At 71.0% G+C, this 15957-nt stretch carries 12 protein-coding genes and 1 pseudogene; 7 read left to right on the forward strand and 6 right to left on the reverse strand.

The window, feature by feature from the left end:
• A pseudogene (locus tag P3L51_RS20785) lies at positions 1 to 209 on the reverse strand (TIGR03767 family metallophosphoesterase); the annotation flags it as partial.
• A 390-nt stretch (positions 210 to 599) separates the two neighbouring features.
• Here P3L51_RS20785 and P3L51_RS20790 point away from each other — a divergent pair.
• The 5 genes from P3L51_RS20790 to P3L51_RS20810 are packed head-to-tail and all read left to right on the forward strand — an operon-like array spanning position 600 to position 7048.
• Complete coding sequence (locus P3L51_RS20790; RefSeq protein ID WP_354606770.1) at positions 600 to 2003, forward strand: aldehyde dehydrogenase family protein; 1404 nt, start codon at positions 600 to 602, stop codon at positions 2001 to 2003.
• On the forward strand, positions 2000 to 3520 hold the full coding sequence (locus tag P3L51_RS20795) for a sugar ABC transporter ATP-binding protein (RefSeq protein WP_354606771.1): 1521 nt from the start codon (positions 2000 to 2002) through the stop codon (positions 3518 to 3520). The genes P3L51_RS20790 and P3L51_RS20795 overlap by 4 nt, the downstream gene beginning before the upstream one ends.
• Entirely contained in the window at positions 3517 to 4569 is a 1053-nt protein-coding gene (locus P3L51_RS20800; protein WP_354606772.1) for an ABC transporter permease, read from the forward strand. Before P3L51_RS20795 ends, P3L51_RS20800 begins: the two co-directional genes overlap by 4 nt.
• Positions 4566 to 5537, forward strand: coding sequence for a sugar ABC transporter substrate-binding protein (locus P3L51_RS20805; protein ID WP_354606773.1), 972 nt, complete (start codon positions 4566 to 4568; stop codon positions 5535 to 5537). Before P3L51_RS20800 ends, P3L51_RS20805 begins: the two co-directional genes overlap by 4 nt.
• Positions 5537 to 7048 carry a mucin-5B gene (locus tag P3L51_RS20810; RefSeq protein WP_354606774.1) on the forward strand — a complete coding sequence of 504 codons (1512 nt, stop codon included), beginning with the start codon at positions 5537 to 5539 and terminating at the stop codon, positions 7046 to 7048. The genes P3L51_RS20805 and P3L51_RS20810 overlap by 1 nt, the downstream gene beginning before the upstream one ends.
• 161 nt (positions 7049 to 7209) lie before the next feature.
• Here the strand turns inward: P3L51_RS20810 and P3L51_RS20815 are convergent, their stop codons facing one another.
• Genes P3L51_RS20815 through P3L51_RS20825 form a run of 3 tightly spaced genes read right to left on the reverse strand, consistent with a single transcriptional unit; the run spans position 7210 to position 11467 of the window.
• Entirely contained in the window at positions 7210 to 8532 is a 1323-nt protein-coding gene (locus tag P3L51_RS20815) for an NAD(P)/FAD-dependent oxidoreductase (protein WP_354606775.1), read from the reverse strand.
• The gene (locus P3L51_RS20820) at positions 8529 to 9968 is read right to left on the reverse strand and encodes an NAD(P)/FAD-dependent oxidoreductase (RefSeq protein WP_354606776.1); all 1440 of its coding nucleotides are present in this window, start codon (positions 9966 to 9968) and stop codon (positions 8529 to 8531) included. The genes P3L51_RS20815 and P3L51_RS20820 overlap by 4 nt, the downstream gene beginning before the upstream one ends.
• A complete protein-coding gene (locus tag P3L51_RS20825; protein ID WP_354606777.1) occupies positions 9965 to 11467 on the reverse strand; it encodes an FGGY family carbohydrate kinase in 1503 nt (500 codons plus the stop codon). The genes P3L51_RS20820 and P3L51_RS20825 overlap by 4 nt, the downstream gene beginning before the upstream one ends.
• A 258-nt stretch (positions 11468 to 11725) precedes the next feature.
• Here P3L51_RS20825 and P3L51_RS20830 point away from each other — a divergent pair, with 258 nt between their 5' ends.
• Positions 11726 to 12724: a hypothetical protein gene (locus P3L51_RS20830; protein ID WP_354606778.1), complete on the forward strand. Its 999-nt coding sequence runs from the start codon at positions 11726 to 11728 to the stop codon at positions 12722 to 12724.
• Between the two features lie 109 nt (positions 12725 to 12833).
• Entirely contained in the window at positions 12834 to 14357 is a 1524-nt protein-coding gene (locus P3L51_RS20835) for an amino acid permease (RefSeq protein ID WP_354606779.1), read from the forward strand.
• Positions 14358 to 14508: 151 nt separating this feature from the next.
• Here the strand turns inward: P3L51_RS20835 and P3L51_RS20840 are convergent, their stop codons facing one another.
• Together P3L51_RS20840 and P3L51_RS20845 are read right to left on the reverse strand one after the other, a co-directional pair.
• Positions 14509 to 15270: a glycoside hydrolase family 75 protein gene (locus tag P3L51_RS20840; protein WP_354606780.1), complete on the reverse strand. Its 762-nt coding sequence runs from the start codon at positions 15268 to 15270 to the stop codon at positions 14509 to 14511.
• Between the two features lie 43 nt (positions 15271 to 15313).
• Entirely contained in the window at positions 15314 to 15829 is a 516-nt protein-coding gene (locus tag P3L51_RS20845; protein WP_354606781.1) for an NUDIX hydrolase, read from the reverse strand.
• Positions 15830 to 15957: the final 128 nt, after the last annotated feature.

Raw genomic sequence — 15957 nt, forward strand, 5'->3', positions numbered from 1 at the left:
TGTGTATAAGGGACAGGGGTGGCTGTGGGGGTGGGTCCGGCGGCGGCCGGGGTGCCGGGCGCCGTGGGCGCGGGGGCGGCCGAGGCGCTGCCCGGGCCACCACTCGAACCGACCGCCACGCCGATACCGGCGGACAGGCCCACGGCTCCGGCGGCGGCGAGGAAGGAACGGCGGTCGACGGCGGTGGCCGCGGAGCGGATGCGTGACATGATGCGCTCTCCCCGAGTGCGTACGTCGCGAAGGCAAGGACGCCGGGGTGAGGTCCCGGCTCCCTTCCGATGCTGGGCACCCGGCGTGGCCCGCGTATGAACGAGGCCGCAACGCCTGACGCCGATCACCGCACAGGGATCACTCGCAACCGCAAACGTTCGCCGACCTCTCTCGCGGCGTGCGGGGCCCGCTCATCCGCCGTTCATCGGACGGGGTAACCCGGACTGTTCGCGCGCCCGCGCGGTCGGCTCCGGGGCTGCTCGGGGAAGCGCTTTCTCATTTTGTTCGATGTGTTGACGAATTGCTGAGCGTGCGTCAGCATCGCCTGCAATTGTTCGAAGAGCCGAACACGACTCTGTGCCGAGCCCCGTACCAGGGAGTAGCGACGCATGCCCACCCGAACCGCACCGCTGCCCGTACGTAATCCAGGAACCGGCGAACTGCTGGGCGAGATCGAGGACTTAGGCCCGGAGCGCGTCACCGCCGCCCTCGCCGCCGCCGCGCACGGCCAGCGGGCGATGGCCGCACTGCCCGCGCACGCACGCGCCCGACTGCTCCTGACCGTCGCCGATCTGATCGAGGCCGAGACCGACGACCTGGCCCGGCTGCTCGCCGCCGAGAACGGCAAGCCCCTCTTCCAGACGACCGAAGAGGTCCGCGCGGCCGTCCGGATCTTCCGCGGCTTCGCCGGCGAGGCCACCCGCCTCTTCGGCCGGCAGATCCCGCTCGACGCGGTCCCCGGCCTGGAGAGACACCTCGCCGTCACCGTCCGCGAGCCCCTCGGCCCGGTCGCCGCGCTGGTGCCCTTCAACTACCCGGTCGAGCTGTACGCCCACAAGGCGGCAGCGGCCCTCGCCGCCGGCAACGCCGTCCTCGTCCACCCGCCCGCGCGCTGTCCGCTCGCCGTGCTGCGGATCGGCGAACTCGTCGAGCGGGCGGGAGCGCCCGAAGGCGCCCACCAGCTGCTCACCGGCGGCGTGCACATCTCGCGGGAACTCGCCTCGCGCCCCGGCGTCGCGGCCGTCAGCCTCACCGGCAGCACCACCGCGGGCCGCGAGATCGCCCGCCGCGCCGCCGACACCCTGAAGAAGGTCCACCTGGAACTCGGCGGCAACGACGCCCTGATCGTCTGCGACGACGCCGACATCGAGGCGGCGGCCGAAGCCGTGGTCCTCGGCCGGCTCGCCCGCGGCAACGGTCAGATCTGCTGCGCCGTCAAGCGCGTCTACGTCCAGGACGGTGTGCACGACAGTTTCGTCGACGCGCTCCTGGCGGGCGCGGCCGAACTCAGCGTCGGGGACCAATTGGTCGATGGCAACGATGTCGGACCATTGATCAGTGCGGAGGCCGCCGAGCGGGTCGAATCGGCGGTCGCCGCGCTCGTCGCGGACGGCGCGCGCAAGGCGGCCGGCGGTGCGCGCCGGGGCGCCTTCTACGACCCCGCCGTCCTCGTCGGGGTCCCCGAGGACAGCCCCGCGTTCGCCGACGAGATCTTCGGACCCGTCGCACCCGTCGCCCGCTTCGCCGACCCGCTCGACGCCGTACGGATGGCCAACTCGTCCCCGTACGGTCTCCAGGCGGCCGTCTTCACCCGCGACATCCAGCGCGCCTTCACCCTCGCCGGACGCCTGGAGGTCGGCGGCGTCGTCATCAACGGGTCGACCGCGCTGCGCGCCGAGAATCTGCCCTTCGGCGGCCCGAAGGACACCGGCGGCTCGGCCGAGGGCCTGCACGACACGGCCCTGGAGTTCACCCGGCAGAAGACGATCATCGTGATGGAGGCCTTCGGGTGAGCACACCGACCCGGCCGGTCCTGCGGATACACGGAGTGCACAAGTCGTACGGCTCCACACGAGTGCTGCACGGGGTGGACCTCACCGGCCGGGCCGGTGAGGTGCTCGCCGTGGTCGGTGCCAACGGGGCGGGCAAGTCCACACTCATCAAGATCCTCGCGGGCGCGGAACGGATGAGCGCCGGAGAGCTGCGACTCGACGGCGAAACGGTCGAGTTACGGTCCCCGCACGACGCCCACACGCACGGCATCCGCACCGTCCACCAGGAGCTGACCCTGGTGCCCGAGCTGTCCGTCACCGAGAACCTCCTCATGGGCCACTTCCCTCGGCGCCTCGGCGGTCTCATCGACTGGAAGGCCGCGCACCGTCGGGCCCGCGCCCTGCTGGACGGTATCGGCTACGGAGCCATCGACCCGCGCGTCAGGGCAGGCCGCCTCACGGTCGCCAGACAGCAGATGGTCGAGATAGCCAAGGCCCTCGTCAGCGAGGGCGGCGAGCCCAGGGTCCTGGTCCTCGACGAGCCGTCGGCCGTCCTCGCCGGCAGCGACCTGGAAGCGCTGTTCGCGCTGATCCGCCGGCTCCAGGAGCGCGGCGTCCTGATCATCTACGTCTCGCACCGGCTCGCCGAGGTCACCGAACTGGCCACCACCATCGTCGTCGTCAAGGACGGCCGGGTCGTCGCCGAGACCACCCCCGACCGCACCGACGAGAACGAACTCATCCGCCTGATGGCGGGCCGCCCCGCCGGACAGCTCTACCCGGCCCGCCGCCCCGCCGGGGGCGACACACTGCTCGACGTCTCCGGGCTCGGCCGCACCGGGGAGTTCGGCGACATCTCCTTCTCCCTGCGCGCGGGCGAGATCACCGGCCTCTTCGGGCTCGTCGGCGCCGGCCGCAGCGAACTCGCGCGCTGCGTCTTCGGCGCCGAACCCGCGAGGACCGGCACCATCCGCGTGCCGGGCCGCGACACCGTACGGTTCCGCGGCCCGCGCGAGGCCATCGCCGCCGGCCTCGCGCTCGTCACCGAGGACCGCAAGCGCACCGGACTCGTACTCGGCCTCAGCACCGCCGAGAACATCGGCCTCACCACCCTGCGCACCACCACGCGCGGCCCGCTGCTCGACTCCGCGAGACGCCGGCGCGACGTCGTCTCCATGGTCGACCGTCTCGACATCCGGCCCGCGCACTCGGCCAAGCTGCCCGTACGCACCCTGAGCGGCGGCAACCAGCAGAAGGCCGTCCTCGCCAAGTGGCTCCTCACCGGGCCGCGGGTGCTGCTGCTCGACGAGCCCACCCGCGGTGTCGACATGGCCACCCGCGCCGAGATCTACCGGATGCTCGACGAACTCGCCCGCGACGGCATGGCCATCCTGCTGATCTCCTCCGACCTCACGGAGGTGCTCGGCGCCACCGACCGGGTGCTGGTGATGCGTGAGGGGCGGATCGCCGCGGAACTCCCTTCGGACGGTACGACCGAGGACACGGTCCTCGCCCACGCGATCGGACACGCGGCATGACCGAACAGCTCACCAGGACCACCGGGCCCGGCGAACCAGGACCGCCGCCGCGACGGGGGGTCCGGTTGCCCCGGCTCACCGTCGCCGGCCACGACATCACCGTGGAGACCGGGATCGTCGCCCTCCTCGTGGTCTTCGTCGTGGTGGCGGGCTCCACCACCGAGGCCTTCCTGACCGAGGGCAACATCACCAACCTGCTCAAGCAGATGGTCACCACCGGCCTGCTCGCCTACGGGATGCTCGCCGTGATCCTCACCGGCGGCATCGACCTCTCCGTCGGCTCGGTCGTGGCCTTCTCCGGCATCGTTGCCGCGGGGCTCTCCTCCGGACTGCCCGTCCCGGTCGCCATGGCCGTCGGCGTCGCGTCCGGCATCGGCTTCGGACTCGTCAACGGAGCGCTGGTGGCGCGCTTCCAACTCGCGCCGTTCGTCGTGACGTTGGCCGCGCTCACCACCATCAGAGGACTCGCCTTCGTCTACTCGGAGACACCCGTCGCGCCCGAGAAGCCCGGCTTCTTCGAGCTGGGCTCCGCGGTGATCGGACCGCTGCCCGTCTCCACCCTCATCATGCTGGGGGTCTTCCTGGTCGGCGGCGTCTTCCTCAGCCGCACCCCGGCCGGGCGCTCCCTGGTCGCGATCGGCGGCAGCGCGGAGACCGTACGGCTCGCGGGCATCGGCGTACGGCGCCATATCGTCCTCGCCTACACGATCTCCGGCGCCTGCGCCGGACTCGCGGGCGTCATCCTCGCCAGCCGGGTCGGCATCGCGCAGCCCAGCGTCGGCACCGCGTTCGAACTCGACGCGATCGCCGCCTGCGTCATCGGCGGAGCCAGCCTGGCCGGCGGCAAGGGCTCCGTACGGGCCACCTTTGCCGGAGTCCTCGTACTCGCACTGATCAACAACCTGCTCAACCTCTACGACGTACAGAGCTTCTGGCAGCAAGTGCTCAAGGGCCTGATCATCGTCGCCGTCATCCTCGTCCAGCGCACCGGACGCTTCCGCAACGCCGCCGTGAACGATCCGCATCCCGGAAAGGCAACTCCATCATGATCACGAAACGAGCAACCGGTGTGCTGGTGGCCGGAGTTCTCACCGCGGCTCTCACCGGCTGCTCCTCCGACTCCGGGAGCGGGGGTGAGAAGGGCGACGGCTCCTACACCGTCGGCGTCGCCAACTTCACGCTCGGCGGCCCCTACTTCAACGGCATGGACAAGGCCATCAAGGCCCAGGCCGAGAAGAAGGACGTCAAGATCCTCAGTACGGACGCGGGCGGCGACGCCGCCAAGCTCGCCTCCAACGTGGAGGACCTGCTCAGCAAGGACGTCGACGCCGTCATCATCTCCGGCGGGCCGCTGGAGTCCGCGCCCGCCGTCCTCAACTCCCTCAAGGCGGCGGGCAAACCGGCCGTCCTGGTCGACCGGAAGTTCCGGACCGGCGAGTACGCGAGCTGGGTCGGCCCCGACAACGAGGCGATCGGCAAGCAGAACGGCGAATTCCTGGTCGAGCGGCTGCCGGACGGCGGAAAAGTCGCCCTGATCAAGGGCGGACCCGCCGACAACAGCATCGGCAAGGCCCGTACGGACGGGGTGAAGGGCGCCCTCGAAGGCGCGTCGGGAATCGAACTGGTCGAGGCCCCCGACTACGGCAACTGGAGCTCCGACGGCGGACTGACCGTCATGGAGAGCCTGCTCGCCGCCCACGACGACATCGACGCCGTCTTCTGCGAGAACGACGCCATGTGCCTGGGCGCCCAGCGCGCGGTCAAGGACGCCGACCGCACGGACAAGATCGTCCTGGCCGGCGTCGACGGCCAGGCCGAAGCACTGAAAGCCATCCTCGACGGGACCAACTACCTGGTCACCGGCCTCAACGACGCCGACGTGATCGGCAGTCTCGGCCTGGACAGGACCGTGGAGATCCTCGACGGCGAGAAGCCCGAGAAGGACACGGTCGTGCCCTCGCCGCGCGTCACCAAGGAGAACGCGGAGAAGTACTACGACCCGAAGGGCAACTTCTGATGAGCCGCATCCCCACCGTTCCCCCACCTCAAGAACGGACCGGCAGCACCCGGTCACTGCCACGGAAGAAGCGCGCGTACGCCCTGACGGCACTGCTCTGCGGCGCCCTCGTCGTCCCCCTCTCGCTCGGATCCGCGAACGCGGCCCCGGACGACGGGACGGGCGCGGCCACGGCGGCGGACCGGCCCGGCACGCCGGCCCAGCCCCCGAAGTCGCCCAAGGCACCGGCCTGGAGGCTGCTCCACTCGGAGAACTTCGCCAAGCGGCTCGACCCCGCCGGCACGCCCTGGACCCGCGAGACGTACAACCAGCCGTTCGACACCGTCATGGAAGACAACGGCAAGTGGTACGCCAACGACTACGGGCCCGCGTGGAACACCGCCTTCGACTCCTTCGCCACCTACCGCAAGGAGTTCAAGGTCGGTGACGGTGGCTGGCTCACCGCCTCGCTCTCCGCGCGCGACTGGAACAAGGACGGCCGGATAGAGAAAGCGCCGTCCATCACCAACGGCACGGCGGCCGGCAGGACCGTCGCCCAGCTCAAGGTCCCGGACCACACCGGCGGTGCCATCTTCCGTCCCACGCAGGCCCTGCCGGACCAGTACCGCATCGAGTACAAGCTCAAGACGCTCGACTTCGGCGGAAAGCGCAACGGCACCATCGACTACGACAACCGCGTCAACGGCTACAGCAAGGACGGCTGCAAGACCCAGCACCCGTGGGGCGAGGGCTCGAACAGCCCCGGCTGGGAGGGTGACGCGTCGGCGCCGTACTGCGAGTGGCAGGACGTCCGCGCCGGCAAGTACGGGTACAACGGCTTCCACTATCTGTCGATCGTGGACTTCGCCGACCCGGCGCCCCGCAACAACCACTTCTGGCACTACCGCCGCAAGGTCCTGATGGACTCCTTCGCCCAGCACCCCGACCGGGTCGGCACGGGCACCGGCGGCCGGGTCTGCAACTCCGCGAACAACACCTACTACAACTACAAGGACAGCAGCTTCAACACGGTCAACATGTGGATCAGCGGACTGCCCAACTGGACCCCCGGCAAGGGCGGTCTCGCGGGCAACTCGCAGTGGTTCATGACCAGTTGCTCGAACGGGGTGGCCGAGCAGCAGCTGTCGTCCGCCGCCGAGCTCCAGCCGGAGCTGATGCCGAACCAGGACTACACGTTCGCCGTCGAACGTGACGCCACCGGCTACACGCTGGAGGCCCGCGGCAACTTCGCGCGCGCCGGACAGCGGACACTCCGCTTCCACCGGCCGTTCGTCGTCGACGACAAGCCGATCTGGCATTACAACGTCAAGCCGGGCGAGTACGACGGGCGTTACAACAACACCCTCGTGCAGAACGACAACAACGGCAGCGCCACCTGGCCGGACCAGTGGCCCGCCGGATCCGCCTATCCGGACTCCTTCGTCATCGGAGACCTGTACACGAATGTGTACGAGGGCAGCGCGAGCCTGACCGACATCAAGATGTTCGTGCCCCAGGGGAAGAAGGAATAGCGAAAGAAGAAGGGTCGTAGGGAGTATTTCGCGGACCAACGGGCACATGCCCTTCGACCCGAGCCTGCGGCTCCCCCGCCGCAGAGTTCCACCGGCCCCACCGGCCTCCCCCCCTGCCGGTGGGGCCGCCCTTTTTTCCGGGCGGCTCAGTTCCGGGCGGCTCAGCGCTCCACGGAGATTCGTACGGGCTCGTCGTCCGCCCCTGCCCACGCCGCTTTCTCGGTCCAGGCGGCGGACAGGCGCACCGTCCGGTTCGGCACCGCGCCCCGTACGAGCCGCTGCCGGTGCAGCACCCGCCCTCCCCGGCTGACGACCAGCGACGACCACGGGCCGAGCCCGCTCTCCGTACGGAGGGTGAAGCCGCCCGTCGCGACACGCGGCTCCGCGGCATCGATCCGGTTGGGCGCGATCCACAGCAGAGGCGCCCCGACCTCGACCGGCACCCGCCGGGCCGCCGGTCGGGGGCCGTCCGTCAGATCGCGCAGCACGGGCCCTGCGGCCAGCAGACCCTCCCGCGCGGCGGTGCTCGCGGGCTCGATCCCGCGCAGCAGATTGCCGACGGCGAAGACCCCCGCCCGGTCCGTGCGGAACGAGCCGTCGACGGCCGGGCCCCGGGTGGCGCGGTCGAGCGTGATGCCGCCCCGGCGGGCCAGCTCATGGTCGGGGATCCAGTCGCCGGTGAACACCACCGTGTCGCAGGCGACGGTCGTGCTCCGGCCGTCCGCCCGCCGCAGTGCCACCCCCGACAGCCGCCCCCGGCCGAGCAGTTCGCACACCCGCGTCCCCACGAGCAGCGGGACGCCGAGCCGGAGCCGGGCGTCGAGCGCCGTGACGGGGGAGACCTGGTGGTACGGCAACTCGGTGACCATGGCCACCACCTCGACACCGGCCTCCCGCAGTGTCCGCACGGCGGAGTAGCTGACGGACTCGGCGCCCACGACGACGGCGCGCCGCCCGACGGGCCGGTGGTGAAGACGCACCGTCCGCTGAAGTTCACCCGTCGTGAATACCCCGGCGGGCCGGGTCCCCGGCACCAGCCGCGCGCTGCGGGGGCGTTCCCGCGCACCGGTCGCCAGGACGACGGCGCGCGCGGTGATCCGCTCCAAGCCGGCCGGGCTCGTGACGTCGACGGTGAGCGAATCCGTCGGTGGGCCGTCGCTCCATCCGGTGACCGTGACGCCCGTACGCAGGGCCGCTCCGGCATGGACGGCCGCGTCCGCCCAGTGGCGCGCGTATGCCGGGCCCGTCATCGGCCGCCGAAGATCCCGCAGCCCGAATCCGGAGTGGAAGCAGTGCCGCGGGGCACCGCCCGGCTCGGCCTCACGGTCGACGACCTCGACGCCGAATGTGCCGTCGCCCGCCAGCCGCGACGCCAGCGCCAGACCGGCCGGGCCCGCGCCGATCACGAGGACGTCGACGGCGCGCTCCCGCCGTCCGTCCGCGGGTGCGGGTGCGGGTGCGGGTGTCGGTTGTTCGCTGTTCACCGTGCGGCCTCCGTGCCGGGCGCCGACGCGTCGGCGCCCGAGGTGTCGAAAAGGGCGCGTACCTCGGCCCCGCAGTAGAACCCCTGGCACCGGCCGCCCAGCGCCCGGGTGCGCCGGCGCAGCCCCTCGGGCGAGGACGGCGGGATGCCCGCGGCGAACGCATCACGGATCTCGCCCCGCGAGACCCGCTCGCAGTGGCACACGAGCGCCCCGTACTCGGGATCGGCCGCGATCAGGTCGGCGCGTTGGTACGGACGGGGGTGGGCCTCACCGAGGTTCGGCATCGTCACCGGTACGAGGTCGGTCGCCGCCCCGGTCTCGGCACCGGCCTCCGTCAGCAGCTCCACGACATGGGCGCCGATCGCCATCGACGCGGTCAGCCCGGTCGACCGGATCCCGCCCACCGCGACGTAACGCCGCTCGGGATGCGAGCGGATCGCGTAGTCGTCGCGCTCGGTGGCCGCGCGCAGCCCCGCGTACACGGCGGTGACCTCCTCGTCGAGGAGGTCCGGCACGATCCGTCGGCCCTTCTCACGGAGGAACGCCAGCCCCTCGGCCGTCGAACCGGTCGCCCGCTTGTCGTCCAGGTCCTCGGCGGTCGGGCCGAGCAGCACATTGCCGTACACGGTCGGCGACACCAGAACCCCTTTGCCGAGCGCCGTGGGCACCGGCAGCAGGATGTGACCGACCAACACGCGCGCGAGCTTGTCGAAGACGATGAGCTGCCCGCGCCGGGGCGTCACCGAGAAATCCCTGTGGCCGAGCAGCCGGTCGAACGCGTCGGCGTACAGGCCCGCCGCGTTGACCAGCCACCGGGTGCGCAGCGGCCCGCGCCCGGTGGCGAGCAGGTGCGGCGCGTCCGCGGAGCCCACGGCCACCTCGCGCACCCGGCAGTTGAGATGCAGGTCGACCCCGCTCCGTACCGCCTGGGTCGCGTAGGCGAGCGTCGTCGTCCATGGGCAGATGACGCTCTCGTCAGGAACTTCGAGCGCGCCCAGTGCCCCAGGTCCCAGATGCGGCTCGCGTCGGCGGAGCTCGTCGGCGCCCACCGTCCGGGTGCGCCGGTATGCGTTGCGCGCGGCCTTCCGGGCGAGCGCCGGGAGAGCGGCGAGCTGCTCCTCGTCCCAGGCGACGAGCAGGGCGCCGACCGGCTCGACCGGGATGCCGCACTCCTCGGCGTACGCGGCGAGCCGGGCGCGTCCCTCGCGTACGAGCCGGGCTTCGAGCGAGCCCGGCACGGCGTCGAAACCGGTGTGCAGGATGGCCGTGTTCGCCTTCGACGTACCGTCGCCGACGTCGGCGGACGCCTCGACCAGGGCGGTACGCAGCGGGTACCGGGCCAGCTCGCGGGCGATCGCCGCGCCGACGACCCCGGCGCCGACGACCACCACGTCGTACACCTCGTCCGGCAGCGGCCCCGAAACGGTGACGCTCATGCCGCGCCGTTCCGTCCCGCGTGTGGCATGCCGCCGACGAGCGCGTCCACCTCCGTACGGAAGACGCCCAGCCGCTCGGCGGCCTCGGCCGCCCCGATCCTCGGCTCGAAGACCTTCTCGGGCCGCCACCGGGGCGCGGCCCGCTCCACCGTCATGCCGGGGTCGAGCCCGAGTCGGGCGACGGCGCCCACCCCCAGCGCGGTGGCGTCGGGCAACGGGGAGATCTCCACGGGCAGTTGGAGCAGATCGGCCTGCGTCTGCATCAGCAGGTCCGATCGGGTCAGCCCGCCGTCGACACGCAGCGACTCCAGGGGTGTGCCGATGTCCTCGGCGACCGCGTCCGCCAGCCCGACGACCTGCGCGGCGATGCCCTCGCACAGCGCCCGCACCAGATGGCCGGGGCCGGTCTCCAGGCTGAGCCCGGTCATCGACCCCTTCGCGTCCCCGCGCCACCACGGCGCGGCGAGTCCGGCGAGCGACGGGACGAAGGTGACGCCCCCGCTGTCGGCGACGGACGAGCCCACCCGGTCGAGGTCCTCGGCGCCGGAGATCACACCGAGATCGCTCAGCCAGCGCACGGCCGACGCCGCCGTGTAGACCTGCCCGTCGAGGCAGTAGCTGGTACGGCCGCCGAGCCGCCAGGCCACACAGCCGACCAGTCCGGCTGTGCTGCGCAGCGGTCGCGCGCCGGTCTGGGCGAGGAGGAACGCCCCTGTGCCATAAGTGCACTTGGCCGTCCCCGGCCCGGTCACGTTCTGGGCGAGCAGCGCGGCCTGCTGGTCGACGAGCAGCCCCGTCAGCGGGATCGGGTCGCCGAACGCCGTCGTGACGCCGAACTGCCCTGCCGCGTCGACCACGTGAGGCAGCCGCTCGTCGCTCATCCCGAAGACGTCGAGCGCGGCGGGGGACCATTCGGCGGTGTCGAGGTCGAGCAGCTGGGTGCGCCCGGCCGTCGCCGCGTCGGTGACGAACGCGCCGGTCAGCTGATGCACGAGCCAGGAGTCGGAGGTCGTGACGACGCCTTCGCGGGTCAGATTCCGGCGGATCCACGCCATTTTCGGCGCGGCGAAGTACGGCTCCAGCGGCAGGCCCGTCAGCTCTCTCAACATCTCCGCGTGCGGGGCGAGTTCGGCACAGACGGACGCGGCGCGCCGGTCCTGCCACACGACGGCGTCGGTGAGCGGCGCGCCGGTGTCCGGGTCCCAGGCCAGGACGGTCTCACCCTGATTCGCCAGCCCGACCGCCGCGACGGGTTCACCGGCGTCGGCGAGCGCTCGGCGCCCCGCGTCGACGACCGAGGAGAGCAGCAGGGCGGGGTCGGCCTCGACCAGGCCGCCGGAGCCGTAGCGGGGAGGCGCCGGAGCCGACCCGCTGCCGATCACCCCGCGCTCCGGGCAGATCACCAGGGCCTTGGTGGACGAGGTGCCCTGATCGACGGCGAGCACCGGCCGCGACGCCGGGTCCACGACGCTGCCGGGGGAGTGCTGAACAGGCGGCATGTCACATTTTTCGCTCGAAGTACCGGTGATCGTGCGATCACTGAGCGAAAGGGTGGTGCAGCCTGCCTGCGACGTCAAGGTCACGACATGCACTCAGGGTTGCCTAAGATCAGCAAAGTGTTCAAAGGTCGTCGCAATGCCCCCTACACTGATCGCCGAGTAACAGCGGAGTGTCACTGAGTAGTGTGATTCTCGGGTGCCGGGATGTGAACTACACCGGAATGAGGCGGAGTTGCGGGAGAATCGGGCGGAGGGTCCGTGAGCGATCGCTTTCGTCCGCTCTATCACCCAGCAGGCCACGACAGTCAACTCCGAGCGGCCGTGCAGGAATTGCGGACGGGCCGCTGGCTGTCGATGCGTGACATGCTCGCCGACACGCGCGGCTGGACCCTGTGGACCCAGCGTACGCAGGTGCTCGCCGCCGTCGCCGCCGGCTCGGACACCGTGCACACCTGGCTGGCCGAGGAGCCGGACAGCACGGCGGCCGTCGTCATGCAGACGCGTGTCACGGTGGAGCGCGCCCTGCGCGCGCACCGCGAGGGCCATTCGCGTACGACCGACCTGTGGCGGCAGGCGTGGGAGGCGTGCGGTGACACCGCGCGGCTGGTGCCGGCCGACCCCGTCCCCTGGGTCTGTCTGATCGCACTCGCCCAACTCGACGGCAAGCAGCGGATGGAGGAGAACCGGCTGGCGCCGCCGGGGCCGATGCTCTTCCCCGGCCCGTGGGCCCTGCTCGCCGAGGCCGACAAACGCGATCCGGGCAACCGCGAGGCGTACCACCGGATGCTCCAGTTCGTGTACGCCCGCAGGTCCGACGGCTCGTTGTCCGAGGCGGTCAACTTCGTTCAGTGGGCGGCCTCGTCCGCGCCCGAGGGCTCGGCGCTCCAGGCCCTGCCGCTCTTCGTACGGGTCGAGCGGTACCGCAGGGAGGGCGGCAACGAGAAGGCGCTGGACCTGCACTGGGTCACCGAGGACGCCACCAGGGACGCGCTGCGGGCACTGCGCATCTGGTTCGACCGGTCCGTGCCCGCCGAGGCATCGCTGCTGGACCTCAACTATCTGGCGCACGCCCTGTGGGGGTCACTCCAACTGGCCGAGGCGGCACGGGTGTTCGAGGCCCTGGGGCCCTACTACACGCCCCTGCCGTGGGCCTACCGGGCCCGAAGTCCGAACGACACCACCCAGGTCGAGGAGGTGTTCGCCCGCGCCCGCGCCCGCTGCATCGCCGCCGCCGACGGGCGGAAGCCGGATTCCTAGAGTCCGTCCGCACCCCGGCTCTCCCGGCACCGGCCCTCCCGCCGGCAACGCCCGGTCCCCACCGCACATCCCCTTTCTCCCTGAACTCTCCGTACCCGGAGGTACTTCCATGTCCGTCTCCCCACCGGTCTGGTCGAAGTCGGAATCGGTTCCGCAGCAGGATGAAGAAGAACGGCTGAGGGAACTCGGCTATCAGCCCGTACTCGCCCGCAGGATGGGCGGTTTCGGTAATTTCGCCATCAGCTTCTCGGTGATCTCGATCCTGTCGGGATGCATGACCCTGTACGGCTTCGGCCTCATCACCGGCGGTCCCGCCGTGATGCTGTGGGGCTGGGTGGGTGTCGGGATCTTCGTGCTCTGCATAGGCATGGCGCTGGCGGAGGTGACCAGCGCCTATCCGACATCCGGCGCTCTCTACTACATGGCCGACCGGCTCGGCGGACGCAAGTGGGGCTGGTACACCGGCTGGTTGAACCTGCTCGGGCTGCTGGGCGCGATCGCCGGAATCGACTACGGCGCGGCCCTGTTCACCGGCGCGTTCCTGAACCTCCAGTGGGGATTCGACCCCACGCCCGGCTGGACCATGATCATATTCATGTGCATCCTGCTGCTGCACGCGACGATGAACCTGTTCGGCGTCCGGCTGGTCAGCGTGCTCAACTCGATCAGCGTCTGGTGGCACCTCGGCGGTGTCGCCCTGATCGTCGGCATCCTCGCGGTCGTCCCCAAGAACCACCAGTCGCCCGAATTCGTCTTCACCCAGTTCGTCAACGAGACCGGCTGGGAGAACCCGATCTATGTCGCCGCGATCGGTCTGCTGCTCGCCCAGTACACCTTCTGCGGCTACGACGCGTCGGCCCATCTCTCCGAGGAGACGTCCAACGCCTCCGTCTCCGCCGCGCGCGGCATCGTGCGCGCCATCTGGGTCTCCTGGATCGCCGGCTTCGCCCTCCTCGCCGGGCTGACCTTCGCCATCCAGGACTACGCGGCCACCAGCGGCGCGGCCGTGCCGCCCGCGCAGATCTTCATCGACGTCCTGGGCACCAACGGCGCCAGCGCGCTTCTGCTTGTCGTGATCATGGCGCAGCTGTTCTGCGGCAACGCGGAGGTGGCCGCCGCCAGCCGCATGGTGTTCGCCTTCAGCCGGGACAACGCCCTGCCCGGGTCGGCCCTGTGGCGGCGAGTCAGCAGCCGTACGCAGACCCCGGTGCCGGCGGTGTGGCTGTCGGTCGGCTTCGCGTGCGTGCTCGCCGTGCCGTCGCTGTACTCGCCGACCGCGTACGGCGCCGTGACGGCGATCAACGTCATCGGCATCACGCCCGCCTACGCGATCCCGATCTATCTCAAGCTGCGCGCCGGTGACCGCTTCCAGCCCGGCCCCTGGTCGCTGGGCCGCTGGAGCAAGCCCATCGGCTGGATCGCCGTCGTCTGGGTCGCGATCGTCACCGTGATCTTCTGCCTGCCGCAGAAGAACCCGGTCACCACGGACACCATGAACTACGCCGTGATCGCCCTGGCCGTCGTGCTGGCCCTGGCCACGGCCTGGTGGTACGCGGCGCGGGGCTCGTACAGCACCCCGCAGTCGTACGGCAGCGCCCGCGAGCAGTCGGAGATCTCCGAGGGGATCGTGTAGGGCGACGACCCGCGAGACCACGACCACCCCGATCACGGACCACGATCACGATCACAACTCAGAATCACGGACCACGATCACGGATCACGATCACGACCACGTCCTCGGTACGGAGACGGCGCCGACTTCGCCTCCTTACCGAGGACGTTCGTCAGTTCTCCCGAAGGAACTTCCTGGCCAGCTCGCCCCCCAGCATCACCGCCGCGGACCTGCTCTCGATCGGCGCGACCTCGGAGTTCTTGAACAGGAGGTAGGTGACCCCCGAGGGGACTCCGCCGCGCGCCGGATCGGGGTCGATCCCGAGCGAGTGCGCGGCGGCGTACGACGCCTCCCCGACGAGCCCGACCGGGCCGGTGTCGCCCACCACCGCGTACTCCACCCGGTCCTTGTACAAGACCGCCGCGACACCCCCGCCCCGGATGCCGGACGAGGTGTAGTTCCAGACCTCGCTCGGCGCGGGCACCACGATGTACGGCAGCTTCTCCGCGTTCAGCGGCTTGCCGTCGGACTGGTGGAAGGCCGTGTCCCCGTGGAACCAGGGGTCGGTTTGCTTGTTGCAGCGGGCGGTGACCTGCCCGTCGCAGTCGATGTCCAGGTCGGCCTTCCAGAACACGGCGCCCTTCTTGCCGCAGACGGGGATGTCGGCGGGCTTGCCCTGGTCGGTCCGGTACAGGCCCTTCGAGACGCGTGCGCAGCCCTGGACCTTCGCCCGCAGGGCGTCCGCCGTGACCGGACCGTCGAGCCGGAACGACCCCGCGGCGGCCGGTGGTCCCGGCGCCCCGCCCCGTGGCGCGGGAGGCGGCGGCAGATGCGTCGTGTCGAGCGCCGTGGCGGGATGCGCGGAGGCGGGCAGGGCCGAAGCGGTGAGCAGTACCGCGACGGCGGCGGCGTAGATGTGCGATCGGTGGTGCACGGAGGTGTCTCCCTTTCCGGACTGCGGGATCTCTCTGCGGGCGCTACTTCTCGAAGGCGCCCTTGTCGCGCTCACGGCCCTCGTCGGCCGCGCGGCTCTCTATGTACAGAGCCAGCCGGCCGAGAAAGATCCGCTGCCCCGTCACCAGCAGCTCCACGGCGTCCTCCAACGGGACCCAGTCGAGCCGGTCCAGCTCCGGGAACTCCCGTTCCACTCCCGACCCTCGCGGCCACTCCATGGTGAACGTGCCCGGTACGGCGAGGGCGGGATCGAAGTCCGCCTCGATCGCCCATACGGTGACGGTCTTGCCGCCCGACTGACGGGTATCGCCCAACGGCTCCCGGTGCCCCTCGGGCGCGGGGAGCCCCACTTCCTCCTGGAACTCCCGGCCGGCCGCGTCCTCGGGCGTCTCGTCCGGGCCGTACTCACCCTTGGGGATCGACCACGCGGCCCGCGTGCGCCCCGCCCAGTACGGGCCGCCCATGTGCCCGATGAGCACGTCGGTGCCGGTGTCCGTGACCCGGTAGAGGAGGAGCCCGGCGCTTCGCTTCCCTGACATCACGTCAGTCTGTGCGGGGTCGTACGGGTCCGCCATCGGGGGAGCGCATGCGGGGCAGCCAGCCCGCTCGAAGGCGCTCGAAGGCAAAGGGGAGGCAATGGGAACGTAATGGGAGTCTCGGCGCGTTA

Source organism: Streptomyces panacea (genome assembly GCF_040560175.1).
In the GTDB taxonomy this organism is placed as follows: domain Bacteria; phylum Actinomycetota; class Actinomycetes; order Streptomycetales; family Streptomycetaceae; genus Streptomyces; species Streptomyces panacea.